Consider the following 22,470-nt stretch of genomic DNA (forward strand, 5'->3'; position numbering starts at 1 on the left):
TTTTAAATAAATAGATTAACGTTTGCGTTATCCGCCCGTTCCATATACGTTGCTACGCCGCCAATGGTCACCTCGTCCAGGAGTTCTTCTTGCTTGACTCCCATCACGTCCATTGACATCTGGCAAGCGATAAATTCCACACCATTCTCCAGCGCTTGCTGGCGCAGGGATTCCAGTGAATCAATCCCTTTTTTGTTCATGATATACCGCATCATTTTTCCGCCTATTCCGCCCATACTCATCTTAGAAAGTTTCAGCTTTTTGGAGCTGGAAGGCAGCATCATGCCAAACATTTTTCCGAAAATATCCTTTTCGGTTTCCGGTTTGTGCAACTTCTTGATGACGTTCAGTCCCCAGAAAGTAAAGAAGATGGTGACTTTTTGTCCTGTAGCTGCTGCGCCGTTTGCCAGTACAAAAGTAGCCAAGGCTTTATCCAAATCATCACTAAACATGATGAAGGTTTTTCCTTTGCCCTCACATGAAGTAACAATATTGCATGATTTTGGTTCTCCTTTTTCTATGACAACAACAGATTTTCCTCCGGAGCTGTCTTTCGAAATCAGTTGATTGCCCGTTGAACTGCACCATGCAGCAGCGTCACGCGGAAATCCCGGATCGGTTGAGGTGATTTCTACCCGTTCGCCTGAAGCCAGTGTATCCATTGTTTTCTTCATTTTCAAAATCGGGCCGGGACATTGTAATCCGCAGGCGTCTACCCGAACTGTTTTAGCGGGGTTTGCCTGGGCATCGGCGGTGACGGCAGCCGTGGCAGTAACCGTGGTATCCGAAACCTTAGCAACCGCAGGTTGCCCAACTTGGGGACTACCTCCCTGTTGTTCGGGTGATTCGTCTATTTCATTTCCATTTTCTTCGCGTATGATAATCGGAGCAGTGGCAGCCCGATAAGTCTTCAGTCCTCCCGAGAGATTACGCACCTTGTCAAATCCATGTTGAGTCAATATCCGGTAGGCAAGATACCCCCGTAGTCCGACAGCGCAGAAGGTATAAATCATTTTATCTTTCGGCAGTTCGGCCAGCCGGTCACGAAGCTCATCCAGCGGAATATTTACGGCACCCGGTAGGCTGCCTAAAGAATATTCGTCCGGGGTGCGGACATCCAGCAGGAACTTATTTTCCATTTCAATGTCTCGCAATTCTCTCCAATACACAGGATTAGTTTTGCCTGTGATGATATCTTCAGCTACATATCCTGCCAGTGCTACCGGATCTTTGGCCGAAGAGAACGGAGGAGCGTACGCTTGTTCCACTTTCATCAGGTCGTAGATCGTTCCCTCGTGTTTGATGACAAGGGCGAGTTCGTCAATCCGTTTGTCCACTCCGTCGTAACCGACGATTTGCCCGCCGTACAATCTTCCCGTCTTTTTGTCGAAAGTGATTTTGATACTCATCGGCATGGCATCCGGATAGTAGCCGGCATGAGAGGCGGGATGGATGGTAGATGACATATAATCTATCTCTTCCTGGCGGAGGCGCTTGCCGGGTAAACCGGTTGAAGCAACGGTCATGTCGAAAACTTTGGCGATTGAAGTGCCGATAGAACCCTCGTAAGGTATTTTTGCCCCGAGAACGTTGTCTGCAACGATGCGTCCCTGACGGTTGGCAGGTCCGGCAAGATAGTTGAGCCAGGGTTTTCCGGTGATCGGATGGCGGAACTCGATTGCGTCACCGATGGCATAAATCGATTCATCAGACGTTTGCAGGTAATCATTCACGGCAATACTTCCTGCAGGGCCGATAGTCAGTTCGGCAGCTCGTGCCAGACTGGTTTCCGGGCGTACTCCGATCGACAGGATAACGATATCGGCAGAAATGGACTGACCATTTTTGAACGTTACTTTCAACCCTTTTCCCTCCCGGCTAAAAGAGGCGACGGCTTGTTCCAGATAAAGATTGACTCCTTTATCCATCAAGTGCTGGTGGACGAGCGATGCCATCGAGAAGTCGATAGGAGCCATCACTTGATTGCCCATTTCAACAATCGACACTTTCGCTCCCTGTGTATGTAAGTTTTCTGCCATTTCCAGACCGATAAATCCGGCTCCTACGATAACGGCTTTTCGCGGAGCGTGGCTCTTGATATATTCTTTGATCCGATCCGTGTCGGTGACATTCCTTAACGTGAAGATTCCGCTAAGGTCGATTCCCGGAAGAGGAGGACGCACCGGGGAAGCTCCGGTGGAGATAACTAATTTATCGTAGCTCTCCTCATAAGTGTCTTCACTGCTTTGCCGGATGGTCACTGTCTTTCTTTTCCGGTCAATGAAAATCGCTTCGTTTTCTGTACGTACATCCACGCGGAAGCGTGTAGAGAAGGCTTCGGGCGTTTGCACGAACAATTTATCCCGTTCCTCTATCACTCCTCCTATATAATAAGGAAGGCCGCAATTGGCGTATGATATATACTTTCCTTTTTCCAAAAGGATAATTTCTGCTGTTTCATCTACTCGTCTGATTCGGGCAGCAGTGGTAGCTCCTCCTGCAACTCCCCCAATAATAATTATTTTCATCTGTTTATAGTGTAAATAGTTTCCTGTGGAAAAAACAAACTGTATTGAAGAAATGTTCATGGATTCAGATAAAAAAACTATATTTGCGCACCCTGTTTTTCATTCTTCTATTTAATGTAGACAAATTGTATGAATAAAATTCTTATTATTGACGATGAAGTCCAGATTCGCAGCCTTTTAGATCGTATGCTGGAACTTGAGGGCTATGAAGTGTGTCAGGCAGGTGATTGCAAAGCTGCCCTCAAACAACTGGAAATTCAATCGCCCGACGTAGCTTTATGCGATGTTTTTCTTCCTGATGGAAACGGAGTAGATCTGGTGTTGAATATCAAGAAAATAGCTCCCAATGTAGAGGTGATTCTTCTTACTGCTCACGGCAATATTCCCGACGGGGTGCAGGCTATTAAAAACGGTGCATTTGATTATATAACGAAAGGAGATGATAATAACAAGATTATTCCTTTAATCAGCCGTGCCGTGGAGAAAGCAAAGATGAATGTCCGTTTGGAAAAACTGGAAAAGAAAGTCGGGCAGATGTACTCGTTCGATTCTATTCTGGGTGAGTCAAAGGTGTTGAAAGAGGCTGTATCTCTGGCGCAGAAAGTGTCTGTGACAGATGTTCCCGTATTACTGACGGGGGAAACAGGAACAGGAAAGGAAGTCTTTGCGCAAGCTATACATTATAGTAGTAAACGGAGCAAACAGAATTTTGTGGCGGTCAACTGTTCGTCTTTCAGTAAAGAACTGCTCGAAAGCGAGATGTTCGGACATAAGGCTGGCTCGTTTACCGGTGCGCTGAAGGATAAGAAAGGACTTTTTGAAGAAGCTAATAACGGAACGATCTTTCTGGATGAAATCGGAGAGATGGCTTTCGAATTGCAGGCAAAGTTACTGCGTATCCTTGAAACAGGAGAATATATAAAGATCGGTGATACCAAGCCGACAAGAGTCAATGTGCGTATCATTGCTGCTACCAACCGCAACCTGCAGGAGGAGATCAAAGCAGGACATTTCCGTGAAGACTTGTTTTATCGTCTTTCGGTTTTTCAGGTGCATCTTCCTTCGCTTCGTGAACGTACCGGTGATATCAGAATTCTTGCAACTGCTTTTGCCAAAAGTTTCTCCGAAAAACTTTCGTATGCCATCAATGAGATGACTCCCGCTTTTCTGGAAGCGCTGGAACAACAGCCGTGGAAAGGGAACATCCGTGAATTGAGAAATGTGATTGAGCGTAGCCTGATTGTGTGTGAAGGGGGGCGACTGGATATTTGTGATCTTCCTTTGGAAATCCAAAACACTCATTATGAATGTTCGGATGATAGTGTAGGCAGTTTTGAGTTGGCCGCAATGGAACGCAGACATATTGCACGTGTTTTGGAATATACAAAGGGGAATAAAACGGAAGCTGCCCGTTTGTTGAAAATCGGACTTACCACCCTGTACCGGAAGATAGAGGAATATAAAATCTAAGCATACATTTTCTTAAGTCCTTTTATGCTGGCTTTGGGATATATAGCATTTCAAAATAGGCAAAAAGGACTTGAGAAACCATACCATAAGGACTATCGGAAATTTTTTGCATCTTCTTCCTCTTTGTCAATCAAAGTTGTGGCACTGCTTTTGATGGCTTGAATAATAGAAGAAGTGAAGCCTTTGTGCTCCAGTTCGTTCAATCCTTTTATAGTGGTTCCGCCCGGAGTGGTTACTTTCTCTATTTCCAGCAATGGATGAGTGTTATGATTCAGAATCAGTTCTGTCGCTCCTTCCATGCTATACGCTGCCATTTGCATGGCATCCTTGCCGGGAATTCCTAGCTCAATCCCTGCCTGCATAACCGCTTGCATATATTTTAAGGCGAAAGCTATTCCGCTGGAGGTTAATGCGGAAGTGGTATCTAGTTGTTTCTCTTGCAGGAACAGGCATTTTCCTCCTTCTTCAAATATCTGTTTTATTAATTGCTGATATTCTTTATCGGTTCCGCGGGAAGCTATCAAAGTGAGGCTGGAACGTTCTGTAATGGCCATATTGGGAACTGCCCGAAAGATAGGCATCTCGGCTTCTGTCAAATGAGCCAGGTGGGAGATACATACTCCGGACACAAGAGATACGAGGATTTGTGTACGCGAGAAACGTAGAGGGGACAATACTTCATCTACTTTCCAGGGATTGATGGCGAGGACGATTACTTCGGCTTCCGATATGGCTTGTTGGTTATCGGTCGTTATGTGTATTGCAGGGAAATGTTCTTGCAGTCTCTCCAGTTTATCAATGTTTGGATTGGAGACAATAATGTCTTTCTCATTGTAAAGATGTCCTTGCGCCAGACAAGTGACGATTGCACTCCCTATGTGTCCGGCTCCTATAATAGCTATTTTCATCTCTTTATTTTTTTATTTGGCTTTCAGATGTCTCTTTTTATCCGGCTTTGAATCAGGCTGCGCACTGACTCTCGAAAAATTGTCTGGATAGCGAACTAATCAGTCTGTTTTTATCTGTGGTATGTACAGATAGTGTGAAACAATGATCGCTTCCTCCATAAGAAATGAGAGATACGGGGATATCTTTGATAGTATCCATAATATGACTTTCTACTTGTGTGCGTTCCCAATGAAGGGAGCCGATGATATGTATTACAGACATATTTTCGTCCATAACCATTTCGGCATATTTATGTAGTTCCCTTTGAATGATTCGCAGGGTGTCCCGGCTGGCTGTCAGCATCATCGAGATGGATACATTGGATGAGGCCATTGAGATGACATTGATTTGATATTTGTTGATAACTTCCAATATCTTACCCATAAACAAATATCCGGGCAATACATTTAATGAGGTAAAACGTACAAAGGTAGCCGAATCCTGTGAGAGGATGGCCTTGACACTGTTGCCTGTGTCATGGGAAGATATATAGAGTCGTTCTGTTGACAGATCGTGTATATCGGTTAGGCGGATAACTATATTGGAGCGTGCCGCAAGGGTGATACAATCTGCGTAGAGCAGGTGTACTCCGCTGTTAATCAGTTGTTCGGCTTCTATGTAAGTTAGTGAATGTTGTTCTCGCAGGCAATTCCGGTTTGCGTAGATATGGTTGATAGGGGTGGATAACAGTATTTCGTCCGCTTTGAATAGGGTGGCAAGCACTGTTGCATAGTAATCATTGCGTTGTTCGCTCATAAAGTCTATTTCACCATACACATTCCTGCAAATGGAAAGTGGGGCGATAAAAATATCCACATTCCGGTTCTCGTCAATGTATTGTTGGATAGATTCCTGAATATATGGGATATCCGGCTTTCTTTCCAGGTTGATCTGTATAAGTTTGCCGGTATCTAATGTTTGGGCACGAAGACCCTGTTGACGTAAGCAATAAGTGAATAAATCACTGGATAATCCGTATACTTCCGCTTTTATCATTTTATCAATCAGTAAATCTGCTTTGTCTTCTACAAGTATATGTATTTTCTTTATACACTCCAGAATCCGGTTTTTAATTTCCTGATTTAAGTGCGAATCTGTAACGAGATGATTGGCAAGGGTATAGCAATATGCTTCGATGGCATTGACTGTGGCATGAGAAGCTTCATCTTCTTCGTGAAACCAACTGATGGAAATAGCCTGTAGCCACTCCTGTAATTGTGCCAATATAGGGACTACAGCTACATAAGGATGTTCTTTCTGAATACAATTGATTACTTGCTTCATTTCATCCTCATCTTTAATTTTCTCGAATTTACAAACTTTCATTGTTATCTGGTTATTTATTGGTTACTACTCTTTTCAAAATGATATGCCTTTTTTCAAAAGAGAAAGATATTTAAGAATCATTCCTTAGCTTTAGAATATGGTATATCTGTATAAATCAATCTGTTAATGTTGCAATCAATGTTTTTAATACATTTCTTTACTATAAGTAATCTGCTAATACCATACCACATTGGGATATGAAAATAAGATTTCTTATCTTTGTTGCGTAATTGATTGATAAACCAGCAATATTCATCCATTTATGAAACTCTGCATATAGCTACGCTCAACGAATAGCATCATTTCTAACAGGGCTATTCAGCTATCCGACAGGCAACTACTCGCCTGCCAAAGAGTTTTATATCCATTTTTATAAATTTACGGAACTGTGTGCTGCTATGATGTGGTATACCGTATCGTGTTATTTTTAAGTTGAGCAATGAATTATACATATAAGCAAATATGGCTCATCAACTTTCCTGTGATGATGAGCATTCTGATGGAACAATTAATCAATATTACCGACGCTATTTTCCTGGGGCATGTGGGAGAAGTCGAACTGGGAGCTTCTGCGCTTGCCGGAATCTATTATTTAGCTGTTTATATGCTGGGCTTCGGATTTAGCATCGGGCTGCAGGTGATGATTGCCCGGAGAAATGGGGAACAACATTATAAAGAGACGGGACGTACATTTTTTCAGGGAGTATATTTCCTGTCGGGGATGGCAGTCATTCTTTGCCTATTGCTCCATTTGGCTTCTCCCTTGATCCTGTGCCGGTTGATAACTTCGGATGAAATTTATCAGGCAGTGATTCATTATCTGGATTGGCGTAGCTTCGGTTTGTTATTCTCATTTCCTTTTTTAGCTTTCCGGTCTTTTCTGGTAGGGATAACAACGACCAAAGCATTGTCCGTGGCAGCTATCATGGCTATCTGTATCAATATTCCTTTTAACTATCTGCTGATATTCAAACTGAATCTGGGTATATCCGGGGCGGCGATGGCTTCTTCTTTGGCAGAGTTCGGAGCTTTTATCGTACTCCTATTATATATGTGGGTGAGGGTAGATAAAGTGAAATATGGGCTGAAGGTCGTTTATGATGGGAAAGTGTTAATAAAGTTGTTGAGGATATCTGTATGGAGTATGCTTCACTCTTTTGTCAGCGTTGCTCCCTGGTTTCTGTTCTTCGTTGCTATTGAGCATCTGGGAAGGACAGAGCTTGCTATTTCCAATATTACTCGTAGTGTTTCTACCGTCTTTTTTGTGATTGTCAACTCTTTTGCATCCACTACTGGTTCATTAGTCAGCAATCTAATTGGGGCGGGGCAGGGGAAGGAACTTTTTCCCGTTTGCCATAAAGTTCTTAGGTTGGGTTATGCCGTGGGGGGGCCATTGATAGTTATGGCTCTTTGGGGTAACCAATGGGTTATCGGATTTTATACGAATAACGATAATCTGGTGAGACTAGCTTTCTATCCTTTTATAGTTATGCTGTTGAATTATGCTTTTGCACTGCCCGGATATGTTTATATCAATGCTGTTACCGGTACAGGAAAGACGAAGCTCGCCTTTATCTTCCAGTTAATCACCATTCTTGTATATTTGATTTATCTGTATCTGTTAAGTGAATGTTTTCATGCTTCTCTGACTGTGTATATGACGGCAGAATATTTGTTTGTTATTTTATTAGGGATACAATCTATCATTTACTTAAAGAGGAAATCCAACTAGAATATGTATTTTTGTACTTTCAATACTTGATACTTTCTCGAAATGACTGAAGATATAAAGAATAAACTTTTAATGTGTGCGGAGATGTATCATCGCGCAGACTTTATACAAAGCGATCCGGTGCAGTTTCCCCATCGTTATACGCTGAAACAGGATATCGAAGTCAGCGGTTTGCTGACGGCGATTATGAGTTTTGGCAATCGCAAACAGATCTTGAAGAAAGCGGACGAATTGCACGGGCTAATGGGAGATTCGCCTTATCAGTATGTATTGTCCTGCCAGTGGGAGAAGGATTTTCCTTCAGGAGCAACCAATAGCTTTTATCGGATGTTGTCGTATGCTGATTTTTATGGATACTTTCGGCGATTATATATAGCTTATACACAGTTTGAAAGTCTGGAGGAAGCTTTGATGTTATATCCCGGAATACCAATGGAAAAGTTATGTGCATTTCTTGAAGTTTCTGCCAAAAGTCCTCAAAAGAAACTGAATATGTTTTTGCGTTGGATGATTCGTCGGGATTCGGAGGTCGATTTGGGGATTTGGGAAAGTTTTGATCGCAGAGATTTGATTGTTCCTTTAGATACACATGTATGCCGGGTAGCACATTATTTCAAGTTGACGGATACGGAAACTTTTTCTTTGAAAAATGCCCGTCAGATAACGGCAGCATTGGCTACAGTCTTTCCGGATGATCCTTGTCTGGGCGATTTTGCTCTGTTCGGCTTGGGGGTGAATGGGGAGATTTAAATAGATAAACTAATAGTACTGATTTTTCCGGCTATTATCGAAAATATAGTGTTTTCTTAAGTTATTTCGATTATAACCGGAAAAGTCGATATTAAACCAACTTTATTCGATTATAATCGAAAAACTGGAGAACTGTTAGAACGTTGTTATCTTGTTTGTGAAATCCCTCCAACCATTTGCGTTCTTATATTTTTCCACAGATTCGGCAGGAACACGAATGACGGTAATATCATCCGGAAATCCGTACCATACTTTTTCAAATACCTGCGGAGGTGTTGTCCCTTCTACCTTTACTTCTTTAATACCTGTATTATTGAAAGCCGAAAAATTAATCTGTGTGACGTTTGCCGGAATGGTTAATTGGGTCACTTTCCTATTACCACCCAGTAATCCCTGTCCCAATATCCGAATACTTTCAGGTATTTCGAAGCGAGCCAATTTCGGACATCCTTCAAGACAATAGGGGTGGATCATAGCTTCGGGGTCATCATTGAAAGTACTCCCGTAGGTGGTCACTTCCGCCAATTCCGGGCAGTAATAAAAGGCTCTTTGCGCCATGGTTGTAACGCCGTTCGGTAACTTCACGGTTGTAACGCTACTTTCCCGGAATGCTTCCAATCCGATTGTTTTTACATTTTCCGGAATCTCAATCGTTTTCAGTTGAGATGTCTTAAGGAATGCCTGTGCTCCGATTTCTTTCAGTGTCGCAGGCAGCAGCACTTCTTCAACGCCCGCATATACAAAAGTGCTGGCGGGAAGTTTGGTGAGTTTCGTTTGGCTTAAATCTGCTTTTTTCAAATTCCGGCAATAGTAGAAAATGTTTTCCTCCATCTGTTCCAGGCTTGATGGAAATACTATTTCCTGAATGGCCGAATTGAAGAAAGCCATATCTCCAATCGATTTTAGTCCTTCATTGAGTACTACCTTTGCTGTTTGGCTGTTGCTGAAGGCAGCTTTCGGGATTGATCTCACGCTATTGGGAAGTATGATTTCATTGTATCCTTTCAATATTTCCGTCAATACTCCGTTTTCTATACGGACGGGTGAAACCTGAACAGAAAAGCTTTTCTGTTTTCCTTCCAGTGTGATGGTTACTTCTTGTTTTTCGACAGGCGTGGATGAAGAGAAACCGCTGATCTGTTCCGGGGTAACCTTTACGGGGCGTTGTTTCCCGTCATCATACTTGCCTGTCACGTTAAGGCCGGTTAAGTCTATATTCTCTCCTAATGCATAAATTGTTTTTGCGGGCAATTGTTCTATGGAGAAATCTTCAAGTGAAGCCCCTATGGGTTCAACAGGATTTGCTGCCGAAGGTGAATCTTTCCTGTATTCGTCATTTTCGGTGCTGCAACTTAGTAATATTGTTCCCAAAAACATTTGCAGGCAAAGTGCTGTAATTATATAAAGTCTAGTTTGCTTCATGTGATAAAGGCTTAGTTAGGGAATTGGGTTAAACGTATTTCTACTTTTACGGCTTTTCCGGCTTCTACGGTTTTGCCGGAAGACCATATCTGATAGTTGTTAGGGCCGCCCCCTTCTTGTACCACGAATGTCAGGAACCGTTGCGACTGCGTTGCAAACCATTCCTCTCGTGGCAGTACAAAGGTGGCCATACCACTTTCATTTGTCTGTATGATTGCAGTTGGCAAAGTTAAATTATCTTTTTCAAAAACCTTATAATCCTTTTCATTATACATTTTTACGGGAACGCCCGTTGCAATTTTTCCATTCTCATCATAAACGGATACCACTACTTTTGCTTCTTTCATTTCTTCGTTTCCTTTTTCGCATGCTACCATGAAAAGCATGGCGCTTAATAGAATAACAATCTTCTTCATAATCTTTTCTTTTTTCTAATTTTTCGAATGCAAAAGTAATAAGATTGCATCAAATTCGGGTTGTGATGCAATCTCGCAAATCTAACACTTTGATTTAAAGTATATTGATATTCAATGGATTATGAAAGATGTATTCTAAGATTTCTAACACAGGTCTAACACCTATCCGAAAAGTGCTAAAAACAACTCTTTATTGGCCGTTTCTGCCGATTTGATACGTGATTTGAGCCGTGACTTGCGAGCATATACATTAGCTACCGTATCTTTCATAAACAAACTGATTACTTGTGGAGAGAAACCTACAAAAATATAACAAAGCAGTCGTATGTCAGCTTCTTTCATTGACGAAAATTCATTCCGCAACTTCTCCATTGCATTATCATGGCAGGTATTTACGATAAGTTCCAGTTCTTGCAACATTGCATTGTTCTCTGCAAAATCGGTGATAATCTGTTTCACTTCGTGGAACATGGCTGCTTGTTGCGATGCGGTATTCTCACGTTCATAGTAAGTCTTTCCCAGTTTGTCAATGATGTCGAATCGTGAAGCTATCAAACCTTTTAAATGGCTTTCTGCATTGCGCTGTCCTTCCATATGTTCTGTCAGAGTTTTGTATTGGGCGTTGGCTTCTTCCGCCAATAGCAGGTAGCGGTCGGTACGTTCGCGTTGCAGGCGCAGACGTTGACGGATGATGTAGTATGCTACCCCTATTATTAGAAAAATTACGCTTGCTATGGTAATCTCCCAGGTAGTACGGTTCTTCATCCGGTATTCGGCAAATTTGGAGCGTTCCTTGAAATAGTCACGTTCCACCATACCGGCGGAGAATTGCATATTTGAACGTGTCAGCGAGTCAGTCAGATAGATATAATGGTGTATCTTCTCTGTCGCTTTCTCGAAGTTTCTGGCCTGCGCTTCAATCCGATAAGCGGTGTATTGCAGGTCTGCCATGTCACGTATATCGGTGGAATGTGTTTCTGCAAGTGCCAGATAGTAGCGTGCGCTGTCTATACGGTTTTTTAGTAGATTCACATCTACTAATGTATGGTATCCGTATAACGTATCTTGCCGGGCAGAGAGTTCGATGCGTTGCAGTAGGTCATGAGGAATTTGTTTCTTGCCTGACACCACATAGAGAGAAGTAAGATTGGTGAGACTGGCTTTGGCTAACTTATTGTACTTGTGCTCATCAGCCAAATCGAGTGCGGCAGAATAGAGTCGCATGGCTTTCTCCATATCTTTTGAATTGAAAGTTGCGGCTGCCATATCGAGAGTTGCCTCTGTTTCTTCACGAGTGTTATCAGTCTGCCGGAAGTTATTGCGAGCTTCACGAAAATAATGATAAGCCCGGCTATAGTTCATTTGGTCATAATACACTTCACCGATTTGACTGTATAAAAGTCCTGCATAATAAGGCTCATTGGTATCTTTCAGTTTCTCTTCAATTTCTAGGAAAAGACGTAACGCTCCCGGTTTGTCTCCTGCGCGCAGTTTAACCCGTCCCCAATAATAGAGAGTTTTGCATTGGCGGCGTAAATCTTTGGGATGATGTTTATAATGGCTCCAAGCCTGGCGAATGAGCGAATCATTGGTTACTTTGATGTGATTTTTGTCTAAAGCCTCTGAATAAAGCAACGCATACCTGGCTTGTTCAGCCTGGCCGCCTTCCGATTTGAGTTGTTGTAATATTGTTAAGGCACTATCCGGCTTATTTTGTAACAGTGCTTCCGCCTCATCAAGCCGGGAAATCTGTTCTCTGTTATAACATCCTGTAAAAAAGAGAATTGCTAATAGTTTGAGTATAATTCTGCATTTCATGCTGTGAATGTAGTGAAAATATCGCGAATTTAGTTAAAGGCGTCCATAAATATTTCGGTGCTTGTTTTGAGAGTATGGGGATTGAAGAGATAATGAGTGCATTCTTTGTGTTTAATATTATAATTCATGGATGATAATTTTTATCTTTGCATTAGGAATCATTTATCTTTTGCATTTAAATTTTATTGAGGTATGGTAGATGTTTTAACAAAAGAGCAACGGCGGAAGTGTATGTCGAATATTCGTAGTAAAAATACGAAGCCGGAGATTCTTGTGCGGAAATATCTATTTTTCCAAGGTATTCGTTTTCGTGTTAATGTGAAAAAGTTGCCAGGAACTCCTGATATTGTGTTAAGAAAGTATAGAACAGTGATCTTTGTAAATGGCTGTTTCTGGCATGGACATGAAGGGTGTAAATATTATGTTTTGCCGAAGACCAATACAGAATTCTGGAAAGAAAAAATAGAAAGGAATAAAGAACGAGATTTGAAAGAACGAATGCAACTCCGAAATATGGGATGGCATGTTATCTTGTTATGGGAATGTCAATTGAAAAGTAAAGTCCGGGAACAAAATTTGAAAGGGTTAGTATATACTTTGAATAAGATAGTATTAGAAAACTATAATGCAAATTATACTTGTCTAGAAACTTTTCTTTGAATGACTATTAGGGGAAGAAAAAGGATATAGTGAAGAGTAAATGCTCTGCGCGAATATAAACTCTTCATTGCAAATTCTTCTCATAGTTTTCTATTTACACAAGATTGTGGACAGTGTCTGAAAAATTATTCTTCTGTGAAACCGTGTTGTTTTAATGTTTTGAGATTTTGTTTACATCCCCATGCTAGACGATCATTTAAAGTTTTTTTTCCTGAAATAATTTCATTCATAACATTCCATTGCCAATCTTTAAGAATACGGCGATGTTTATCCCAAGCAACCATTTTTTGTATTAACTCAATGGTTATTCCGTGGTCTGCACTTGTACTGTCTTTTACAGTTGTTGACAGGTCTGTTTTTTGCTCCTCTGTGAGTTCATCAGCTTCTGCAAGCAGCTCAATATTATTCGTACAAACAATTTCGTAAATAGTCATAGCTTTCTTACGATTATTATCTGTAATTTTTCTATTGAATTTTATAGTATTTGCCATATCAAAACCCGCGAAAGATTGTTGACTCGTGGTTAGATAGCCTGTATCTTTTCCCCATTCTTCAATTTTTTTCCAGAGAGCGTATGGAATTGAACGCAATAATGCAGTTTCATATTCTTTTTGAATTGAATCAATATCTAAATTGTCAGCGGCTGACTTACGTTTTTTTAGTTGTTCATCTGTTGCAAAATCAGCCTTAATACTATTAATATCAATATTCCATTGTTGTTGTTTTATAGTTTCCCAACAATCTTCTTTTTTTGCCCATTCAATATAATGGGAACTTGGTGAGTTATGCAAAATGAATTCATTAAGTTGTTTCATTAATGAATAGAGTGCTGCTGACAACTCATCAGAGATCTTTTGATTTTTCCATATTTTTTCTAAATTAAGCTTATAATCAGTGAGGTAACCAAACAGTGAAATAGCATATGGTACAACTGCATTACGCATTTCACCAATGTTATTGGGTTTGATGCCATACAGTTTCTCTGCTTCCCGAAATAATATAAATTTGGCAATGACATCTTCAAAATATATTCCTGTAACTTTTTTAGGCAAGTTGTAGTTTATGAATTGGGCATAATTCTTTTCATTTCCGCGAACAACAATATGTGGACCGATAGTTAGTTTTTTGCCTTCTTGAATTTCCCCATAAGAATTGACGAATTTTGCTAAATCTGTCTTTTTGAACATCTGCTTCTTGGGATATTTTAAATCAAATTGTTTAGCTCGGGAAGGGGTAAATCCATCACGTAAGCGCATGTTTTTATATTGTCCATTAGCTCGTTCAAAAAACCAGATTGTTGGAATATTACGTTGTGGAGTAATGGGCGAGAATGAACGGCGTGATATTTTTTCCAATTCAATAAGTATTGGATTATTGGCCGAAAAATCTGCATTATTAACTTTGTTTTGAGTATTGGCATATTGGGAAATACGCGATACAATCTCACTGTAAGAATCAGCTTTTTTGATGACAGATATTTTCATTTGTACGAAAATATTTGAAATGTCAGCTTTGTCTTTATCCCAAGTATGATAAATGGAGGCGGTTGTTTGCCCACCATTTACAATTTGTAAGTTGCTGATTCTTTTTACATAATGCCCAGTCTCGTCAAGTTCTATGTTGTCAGCTGTTGCAGAGATTCCATTATTATAAGCTAAGAACATATGTGATTCTTCGTTAATGGTTTTTCGTATTCCTCTGTTTATTTTTCCAGTGAATTGTAGAAAGGAACGTACATTTTGTTCTAATAATCGAGCACCAAATTGTTTGTATAGCATTGCTAATCCTTGTCCTGGCATTATAGCAATGTATGATTCATAATCACTATTATCAATAGGAGCTTTCAAACAAGGAATTTTGATTTGCTGTTCATCAAAATCCAGTTCAATAGATATATGAGATTTTTCAGATATCGCGTATAAGCGGTTAATATCAAAGATATTGTAATAAATGTCTTGTCCGGCAACCTTTTCTTGTTTAGGGATATCGCCGTTGTAGGTACCGTTGGTGAGAATTATTGCATTGACCCGTACAAGTGTTTCTCTTATTTCTGGAAGTTTAGCTAAATCATATGCAAATTGAAAAATAGGTGATGATTCATCAATATCTTTAGCATATTCATTGTAAAATGCTTTTCGGAAAAAGTTTGTAATGCGTTTGGCCGCTCTATCTATTTCTTCTTTTGTAATTTTTTGTGGTACTTCTGTATTCTGAAAAATAGAAATAAATAAATCTATCGTTTCATAATTGTCAGACATTGCATAACCATTAATTTTGTGTTGCCCTTTAGTTCCTAGTTCTTTCTCATCATATGCAAATGTGGCATTTTCGGTTTCACCAGCTTCTGCAAGCATTTCTAATGCAATCTGTGTAAATAGCTGCTCTTGGCTTGCTCCATTTTCAGCAGTGTCTTGCATTGTTCGAATCTCTTGTAATAAGGATAAGTAGTATTTATTTATTTCGCTCATAAGATACTTATTTTGTCAAATACAGTATTTTCAGAAATTAAATAATCCATGCATTGTGAAAGTATAATTGAATACTTGATATCACCTATGCCATTACGGATCTCTTGTTCTTTGATACGTGGAAAATCTCCGTCTATTTTGTAGTAGTTTTCATTGCGAATTTGATAACATTTTTCTTCATATAGGTACTTATGTCTATCAAAGTATCCTGCTTCTAGAAGTTTATTGTTAAATAAGTTTTGGGCAGAAATATTGTCTTGCAACACCTTTCTAATAGTATCGATTTTACTATTTAGACTTTCACCGTTCTTTTTGGCTACTTCAACTGATAAGTGAAATAGAAATAAATTTCTTAATAATGTCTCGTCTAATTGTCTTTCATTGCTAATATTAACTTTCTGATGATTGTTGCCAGATGTGGTTTTTACTTCAATCGCCCAGTCATTGTACTGAAAGTCGCGTATTTCCTTATCTGTTCCTACCCAAGCGTTGAGAGCTGCAATAGCGTTTTGCCTGATGATAATCTTTTGTAAAAAATGTAATTCACCATAAAGCCCTTGTTGCTCTGATGATGTTAAACCTTCACCTTTCAACTTTTCGAAAAGTGCTTGCCATTTTTCTAATTGATTAATGATCGTTTTTGCGATTTGTTTTTCAGAATGTAATGATAAAACTGATTGTATCATATTTTCACACATGACTGCGAAAATATCGCGGCTTTGGTAATGTAATAACTTTATGATAAGTAGCTTGTTGCATGGGAATGATTTATCATGCATTAAGACAATTTGTAGATCACGCAAATTAGAGAAAGAGGAAATATCAATATGTGTATGTTCATTGAATGATAAAGCAATTCCACAATGTCTTTCTGGATTTTGAAAAATAGCATAAATAAATAATTCAGAATCATTTGTATATAATCGCTTTAACAATCCGATTTCGTTGGATTGTTCAATATTCTCCCATATTTCCAATATATTATTCATTGTCTTCTAAGTTATCATTGTTATCATCAAAATCAATTTCAGATTGATAATATTCATTTGCTAAAGAGGTATTTATCGCAAATTCTACAGTATGCTGTGTATTACTTTTGGGAAAAACAATAGCAAAACCAATTATTACATCATCGTTTTCCTGAAAAATAGTTATACTATTTTCATCTTTTGGATTTGCACCTAAAGGATCAAGCGGATAGATAATCAATAATGGATTATTTACATCACGGGATAATTCTCGAACAAGTTTAGGTTTTGGATAGTTCTTTTTCCAGTCTTTGTCTTGTTTTGATGCGAGCCAGGCATCAGATAAATCGGCATTATCCAAATCAATGAATTCATCTGTTTGCTTTCCGATAATATGATTCTTCTTAATTATATAAGTCTCGGTGTCTCCTGCTGTGTTTCGAATAAAACAACCTGCACTGACTTTATTTGATACTGTAAAATGTTTTGATGCGTTGGCCTTGTTCATTAAAGCAACACTCCATGCTCCGAGTTCCCCAGCTTGATTGAGTTTGCGAATAAAATTGCTGATTAATGTTAAATCTACTTTAGTAAGTTGTGGGGGGACTGTAAACTCTGAAAAGAATTTTAGAACATCTATGGGAGAGACTTTTAACCAGAGATAGTCATTGCTGCCTTTTATAAGAGGAATTCCCAACTTTGAAAGGAAATCTTGTGTTGCGACTAGGTTCTTGTGGATTACCCCTTTGTCGGTTGGAAGTTGATAAGTTTCAACTAAACGGCCAGACCATGATACTTGTATTCTATCTACATTGCGCATTTTTGTGATTGCTGTAATTTGTAATTGGCCTGGATGAGTACGTACTTTCAAAGCATATTTTTCTGGTGTAGCTTTTGCATTCCACATTGCGTCAAATTCCTCTCGTAAATCTTCACTTGCCATTGTAATGTGTCTGAACCATTCGTTGAGCTCACTGCTTGTGAATAAACGGCATAAATCAACATATCCGGGACGATAGCCAAACCAACGTCCCATTTGCATGAGAGTGTCGTACATTTTTGAGGCGCGTAAAAAGTAGCTTACTGATAGTCCTTCCAAAGTTAATCCTCGAGAAAGTTTGTCACCACCAATGGCTATTACTGAAATTCCTGTTTTTTCATTTTCGTAATACTCCAAGGTGTCAGCAGATTGACCGTTGATTGACATTATTTTGATTTTCTGTACAGCTTTATACAAGTTAGGTTTTATATCTTCCCAACTATGTATTTTTATTTTGCTGTCAATGTCTTTAAACGAAGAGTTTAGTATATTCTGTGTTGTAGTACAATATGAAATATAGTTTTCCGTATCAACTTCAAAAATATCTCGAAATTGTTTTAGGACGCCTTTGTCCTCTTGTTCAATACCTCGTTTGTAGTATAGAAATAAATTATTAATAATTTCTTTAAGTGAATTTTGCCAATTTAAATAACGGGAAACATGAATGAGCATTGAATTGTGTTTGTCTGCTTGTCCTCGTGCAATGCGAATGGCGCAAGTTACAATAAAACACTTTATAGCTGTTTGTAATGATATAGGTAGTGATGTTGGTGGTTCATCATCTTTCTTATGACTATCGGGAAAAAAGCTTTGATAATCATTTATTTTACGAACAATAGGTAATAAATCGTCGTTTGTATCATTTACTTCTAATGAGGTTCCAAAAATCTTTTCAGCGCCTATATAATTACTTGGTGCAGGTAGATTTATAATAAAATCCCGCGGGAATAGGTCATCTTTGTCAAGTGGAATAAAGATGTTGGCAAATGGGGTGGCTGTGTAGCCAACATATCCAAAGCGATAGAAATGTCCGGCGATTTTTCGTATCCATCCATTGATTGCTGTTGGTGCTTCATCTGCTTTTTTGGTGTTGATTGAGGCGTTATCGGCCTCGTCATCGATTATAAGTAAAGATTTATTTGTGATTCTTTTTTCACCGTTAATTTCTTGCGTTTGTGAAAGCAACCAAGTATTAAGACGTTTTAGTACAGTTGTATTTTTCTTTACAACAAGTAACAATGGAGTTTGAATATCAAAACTAATTCCCAAACTGTCAGCCAATGACTTTTTAAAATCAGATTTTATTGTGGTTATGGAAATGGCTGTATTATTATTGTCTAATACACCAACACCAATTCTGTTTGTACCGTTTGTTTGCCATGCTCTTTCGTGTGCTGTATCAAATCCTAAAAAGTCTTCATCTAATCGGTGTTGTGTTTGGCTGCGTAGATTGTTGTGCATACCTGCTAAAACGATGATAAGATTAAAACCTGCATCAGCTGCTTTGCATATCAGTCCTGTGTAATTAGCAGTTTTGCCAGATTGTACTTGTCCGACTACAAGTCCTTTTTTGTCTATACCTTTTACATTATGAATCGTTGGATCGTAAAGCTTGTCCAAAATGTCATCGGTAAGACGATCTATTTCATTAATAACTTTAGGAGCAAAATTTTTACTATTTTGTAGATAGGTAATATATCTGTTCCAAAATTTCCAATCACTATTTTGATGATTTGCTTTAAAATCTAGTAGCCATGGGGTATTTCGTTCATTGTCAAAAAGCATTTTGTATTCTTCTTGTCTGACATTATACAACTTCAATAATTCAATATGCAGTTGCTTTTTATCTATTGTCGGATAACACATAGCACTTCTTTCTATGGCAATGTTAATTTCTTCATCAGTTGCACTTGACTTTTCGCCAATGTTAGCACGGGAGTTTTTAAATGCTTTTTCTTGGCAATATTGATACAAATACTCTTTTAATTGTTGTGTATTTGTTGAAGGGAATTCAATTAAGCACTGTTCGATAATTTTGTTTATTGTTTCTGCATGGATAATAATCTGTTTGCTTAAACAATTCTCACAATATTTTTTTGCACTTTCATTCATATGAGTCTACAATTTCTATGAGTTCAGGAAAATTATTAAATGGTTCCATGCTGGCAAGTATAAGTTTAACTTGCTCAACATTCTTGCCTGTGGCTATTTGAGTTTTATAAATTTGTTTAATCATGAGTTTTACGACTTCTAAATTTGTTTCCTCAAATGGCTCTGTATTTACGCCTTGTTCCGATTCACGAATGAAGACAGATTTGGTCGGTATGGTTTCTTCCACAAAACGTAAAAGATATTCTATAGCTTTATCTGGTTCTATTTTTGCTAATCGTTTGAATTCGGCAATCATTAGATGATCTCGATTGATAATGAATGAGTATTTCTTTCCTTGCTTTTTTTCGAGCCAAAGTGGTTGAAATTCTTGCTGTTTCCTTATTGTAAGAATTTTACCTCTATGCCGAAAAACTTCTACACCACGATTACGGACTTCAAGAGCGTATTTTTTTATTTGTTCTCGGCATGTAAATGGTGGACGCGCTGTCGATTTTTTTATGTCAATTTGCCAATCTGTGTCTAATTTGTTGGGCAGGTCAATTTGAATACGTACTAATTTGTAATGTTCTTCTTTACGGAAAAGTCCTAACCAATCCCCTGCTAATATGAGTCGCTTGCCACGATATACATAAAATCCTTGTTGGTTAGTCCATCCGTTTATACCTTCGGCTGTTTTGTATATTTCTTCTGTAAGGTGACATTTATGTGGTAGAACATATCCTTTCATTTTGGCTTCATTGAAATGCTCTTCAGGAAATGCTTGCGTAGCTTTTTCTGTTAATAGAAAAGGATTCCATGGCTTAATCTCATGCCCCCAACAAAAGAGTTTTATATTCTTTTCTTCTATGAATCTATGAAAAGTCATAGACAAGTGCTGTCTGACTTTTTCCATTTGCTCTAAAAACTTGCCTTTTGCAATTTCATTAGAATTTAATGTGTTTGTAGGAATGATACGGTCTAAATCTGTCCATATGACAAGGGTGCCGGATTTTAATTCATCAAGTGCGTGTAAAAATATGTCTGGAATTGGATAGCGAATAAGTTCCCATTTATTCGTTTGATTTACATAATTCAAATCCCAAATCCAATAAATAGGAGCAAAACCTGCTTTTTTGCTAAGAACAATTAATTTTTGGCATTGTGAAAATGAAGCTGTTTTCAATCCCAGACCGAAACGTCCTAAGTCTTTTTCTGATCGTTCATCCATTGGATTTTTTGCACCAGGCTTCATTGCTTGTACAAGTTCTTCATGATTCATTCCACAACCATCATCTAATATTGTAATGAAAGAATTACCACCTTGCCATTCGGAATTAAACCATATGTTTTGGGCATTTGCTGAAATGGAATTGTCTATAATATCAGCAACTGCTGCTTCCAAATTGTAGCCGATTGCCCGAAAGGTAAGTATCATTGAGGAGGCACATGGCTCTGCTACTGTAGTATCTGTAATATTATAGTTCATAAGTAAATTGCTCTTTAATTTTATTAGCAATTTTTTCTGCTAAAATTACTGGGACTGCATTGCCTATTTGTTTGAAAGCAGCTGTTCTACTCCCCTCAAAATAATAATCATCAGGAAACGATTGTATTCGTGCAGCTTCCCGAACAGTAATTGAACGTATTTGTTTTAGTGACGGATAAATGTAATAATGTCCGTCCATTGCAATATGTGCAACAACGGTATGACAACACCCCTCATGGTTAACTACTTGAAAGCGATTAAGAAAGGCTTGTTTATTATTATGCTTTTGTAATTCAGGAGGTAAATCAGCATAATTAAGTCGTGCTTTTTTTTCTAACCATAATTTTATTGCTCGTTTGTAAATTTCCAGATCAATAAGATTATGGGGCCTGGCAATATGCTGCGTAGTGAAATCTAAGCTATTACGGACTTTAGATTGTTGTAAATATCCTGTAGCCGGAGCTACATATTGAACGATATCTGTTAAACTACCTTCTCCTTGCTGTCTTTCGGGTAAATCAGAAAATAAATCGGGTAAAATCTTATATGGATTTTCTTCTTTTTCTAATTCTGGATATTTTAAATTTAATTCTTTTCTCCATCCTACAATAATAACTCTTTCACGATTCTGGAGAACTCCGTAATCGGATGCCTTCAATTTTTTCAGTTCTATTTTATATCCTGCTTTGTCTATACCTTTCAAGATGTTTTCTAAATGAATTCCATTTTGTGCAGATAAAATGCCTGGAACATTTTCGAATACAAACATTTTAGGTTCATATCGTTTTAGAAATTGTAAATAGTATTTATATAAGAAGTTTCGTGGATCTTTTTTCATGTTTTTAGGATCACGGGCGCGTCCAACAATTGAATAGGCTTGACAAGGAGGCCCACCAATGATAAAATCTACTTGCTTATTACCTTTTAATTTATCAACCTTTATGAAAATGTCGGCTAATGTTTCGTCCGATATTTCTTCATTGATAACCGAGTCGATAACCTCGTCGGGAACTTTTTCCCAGAGCTTTTGTCCGCTTTCTCCTTCTTGTTTTTCTTTTAGATACTTAATATATTCTTCAAGTCTGTTATGCTGTTTTAGGTAATGGTAAGCCATTCTTGAACGTAGAGTATCACAAGCATATTTATTCATTTCGATATGGGCAATAGGAGTAAACCCGGCCCGGATAAATCCTTCAGACAAGCCACCTGCGCCAGCAAACAAATCTATAAAATTAAAAGTATATGCCATATCTGTTTTTTCTAAGTATAATATTCTATATGCATTTATATTACCTTCTGTATCATATTATATTTGTAGTGATATATAAGGTTGATGATGCGATTCTATAGCATTAGTCATTTAATATTGCAAAGTTATAAGATAATCTTCAAACATGCGAATAAATTTGTCTAAAATGCATAGATGAATTGTTTACCTTAATGAGAGTGTTTTTTTATTATAGAGTTGATGATAGGTTTCGAGTATAGAAGCATGAATTCACTATATGAAGTCATTCATGATAAGGTGGGCTTACGATGATATGTAGTCTGGCTGTCATCTGATCTA

15 protein-coding genes are annotated in these 22,470 nt (G+C 38.5%); 4 read left to right on the forward strand and 11 right to left on the reverse strand.

The window, feature by feature from the left end; genetic code table 11:
* Positions 1-2 precede the first annotated feature (2 nt).
* Positions 3-2,528 (reverse strand): FAD-dependent oxidoreductase, encoded by a 2,526-nt coding sequence (locus tag AB5217_RS11435; RefSeq protein ID WP_368112771.1) that lies wholly within the window; start codon positions 2,526-2,528, stop codon positions 3-5.
* A gap of 129 nt (positions 2,529-2,657) precedes the next feature.
* Between AB5217_RS11435 and AB5217_RS11440 the strand changes: the two genes are divergently transcribed.
* Complete coding sequence (locus tag AB5217_RS11440; RefSeq protein WP_032842987.1) at positions 2,658-3,998, forward strand: sigma-54-dependent transcriptional regulator; 1,341 nt, start codon at positions 2,658-2,660, stop codon at positions 3,996-3,998.
* Between the two features lie 92 nt (positions 3,999-4,090).
* Here AB5217_RS11440 and proC read toward each other — a convergent pair whose 3' ends face one another.
* Together proC and AB5217_RS11450 are read right to left on the reverse strand one after the other, a co-directional pair.
* A complete protein-coding gene (gene proC, locus AB5217_RS11445; RefSeq protein WP_004307010.1) occupies positions 4,091-4,906 on the reverse strand; it encodes a pyrroline-5-carboxylate reductase in 816 nt (271 codons plus the stop codon).
* A 52-nt stretch (positions 4,907-4,958) separates the two neighbouring features.
* Complete coding sequence (locus AB5217_RS11450) at positions 4,959-6,272, reverse strand: aspartokinase (RefSeq protein WP_032854842.1); 1,314 nt, start codon at positions 6,270-6,272, stop codon at positions 4,959-4,961.
* A 439-nt stretch (positions 6,273-6,711) separates the two neighbouring features.
* Here AB5217_RS11450 and AB5217_RS11455 point away from each other — a divergent pair, with 439 nt between their 5' ends.
* Both AB5217_RS11455 and AB5217_RS11460 read left to right on the forward strand, forming a co-directional pair.
* Complete coding sequence (locus tag AB5217_RS11455) at positions 6,712-8,004, forward strand: MATE family efflux transporter (RefSeq protein WP_004307012.1); 1,293 nt, start codon at positions 6,712-6,714, stop codon at positions 8,002-8,004.
* A 42-nt stretch (positions 8,005-8,046) separates the two neighbouring features.
* Entirely contained in the window at positions 8,047-8,754 is a 708-nt protein-coding gene (locus tag AB5217_RS11460; RefSeq protein WP_008774575.1) for a TIGR02757 family protein, read from the forward strand.
* Positions 8,755-8,889: 135 nt separating this feature from the next.
* On the opposite strand, the gene AB5217_RS11465 is transcribed toward AB5217_RS11460, so the two are convergent.
* From AB5217_RS11465 to AB5217_RS11475, 3 genes are all read right to left on the reverse strand, one after another.
* Positions 8,890-10,176 carry a leucine-rich repeat protein gene (locus AB5217_RS11465; protein ID WP_032845196.1) on the reverse strand — a complete coding sequence of 429 codons (1,287 nt, stop codon included), beginning with the start codon at positions 10,174-10,176 and terminating at the stop codon, positions 8,890-8,892.
* An 11-nt stretch (positions 10,177-10,187) separates the two neighbouring features.
* Positions 10,188-10,592: a hypothetical protein gene (locus AB5217_RS11470; RefSeq protein ID WP_008649835.1), complete on the reverse strand. Its 405-nt coding sequence runs from the start codon at positions 10,590-10,592 to the stop codon at positions 10,188-10,190.
* 162 nt (positions 10,593-10,754) lie between these two features.
* Positions 10,755-12,410 (reverse strand): tetratricopeptide repeat protein, encoded by a 1,656-nt coding sequence (locus AB5217_RS11475; RefSeq protein WP_032845195.1) that lies wholly within the window; start codon positions 12,408-12,410, stop codon positions 10,755-10,757.
* Positions 12,411-12,602: 192 nt separating this feature from the next.
* Here AB5217_RS11475 and AB5217_RS11480 point away from each other — a divergent pair, with 192 nt between their 5' ends.
* Positions 12,603-13,070 (forward strand): very short patch repair endonuclease, encoded by a 468-nt coding sequence (locus AB5217_RS11480; protein ID WP_368112770.1) that lies wholly within the window; start codon positions 12,603-12,605, stop codon positions 13,068-13,070.
* A 125-nt stretch (positions 13,071-13,195) separates the two neighbouring features.
* On the opposite strand, the gene AB5217_RS11485 is transcribed toward AB5217_RS11480, so the two are convergent.
* Genes AB5217_RS11485 through AB5217_RS11505 form a run of 5 tightly spaced genes read right to left on the reverse strand, consistent with a single transcriptional unit; the run spans position 13,196 to position 22,152 of the window.
* Positions 13,196-15,538, reverse strand: coding sequence for an AIPR family protein (locus AB5217_RS11485; protein ID WP_032845194.1), 2,343 nt, complete (start codon positions 15,536-15,538; stop codon positions 13,196-13,198).
* Entirely contained in the window at positions 15,535-16,527 is a 993-nt protein-coding gene (locus tag AB5217_RS11490) for a PD-(D/E)XK motif protein (RefSeq protein WP_032854843.1), read from the reverse strand. The genes AB5217_RS11485 and AB5217_RS11490 overlap by 4 nt, the downstream gene beginning before the upstream one ends.
* Entirely contained in the window at positions 16,520-19,438 is a 2,919-nt protein-coding gene (locus tag AB5217_RS11495) for a Z1 domain-containing protein (protein ID WP_032854844.1), read from the reverse strand. Before AB5217_RS11495 ends, AB5217_RS11490 begins: the two co-directional genes overlap by 8 nt.
* Positions 19,431-20,903, reverse strand: a complete 1,473-nt coding sequence (locus AB5217_RS11500; RefSeq protein WP_032846857.1) for an ATP-binding protein — start codon at positions 20,901-20,903, stop codon at positions 19,431-19,433. The genes AB5217_RS11495 and AB5217_RS11500 overlap by 8 nt, the downstream gene beginning before the upstream one ends.
* Positions 20,893-22,152, reverse strand: a complete 1,260-nt coding sequence (locus tag AB5217_RS11505) for a DNA cytosine methyltransferase (protein ID WP_032846858.1) — start codon at positions 22,150-22,152, stop codon at positions 20,893-20,895. Before AB5217_RS11505 ends, AB5217_RS11500 begins: the two co-directional genes overlap by 11 nt.
* Positions 22,153-22,470 lie beyond the last annotated feature (318 nt).

Source organism: Bacteroides sp. MSSM.1001136sp1_RTP21357st2_D2_RTP21359_211015, assembly GCF_040913205.1.
In the GTDB taxonomy this organism is placed as follows: domain Bacteria; phylum Bacteroidota; class Bacteroidia; order Bacteroidales; family Bacteroidaceae; genus Bacteroides; species Bacteroides ovatus.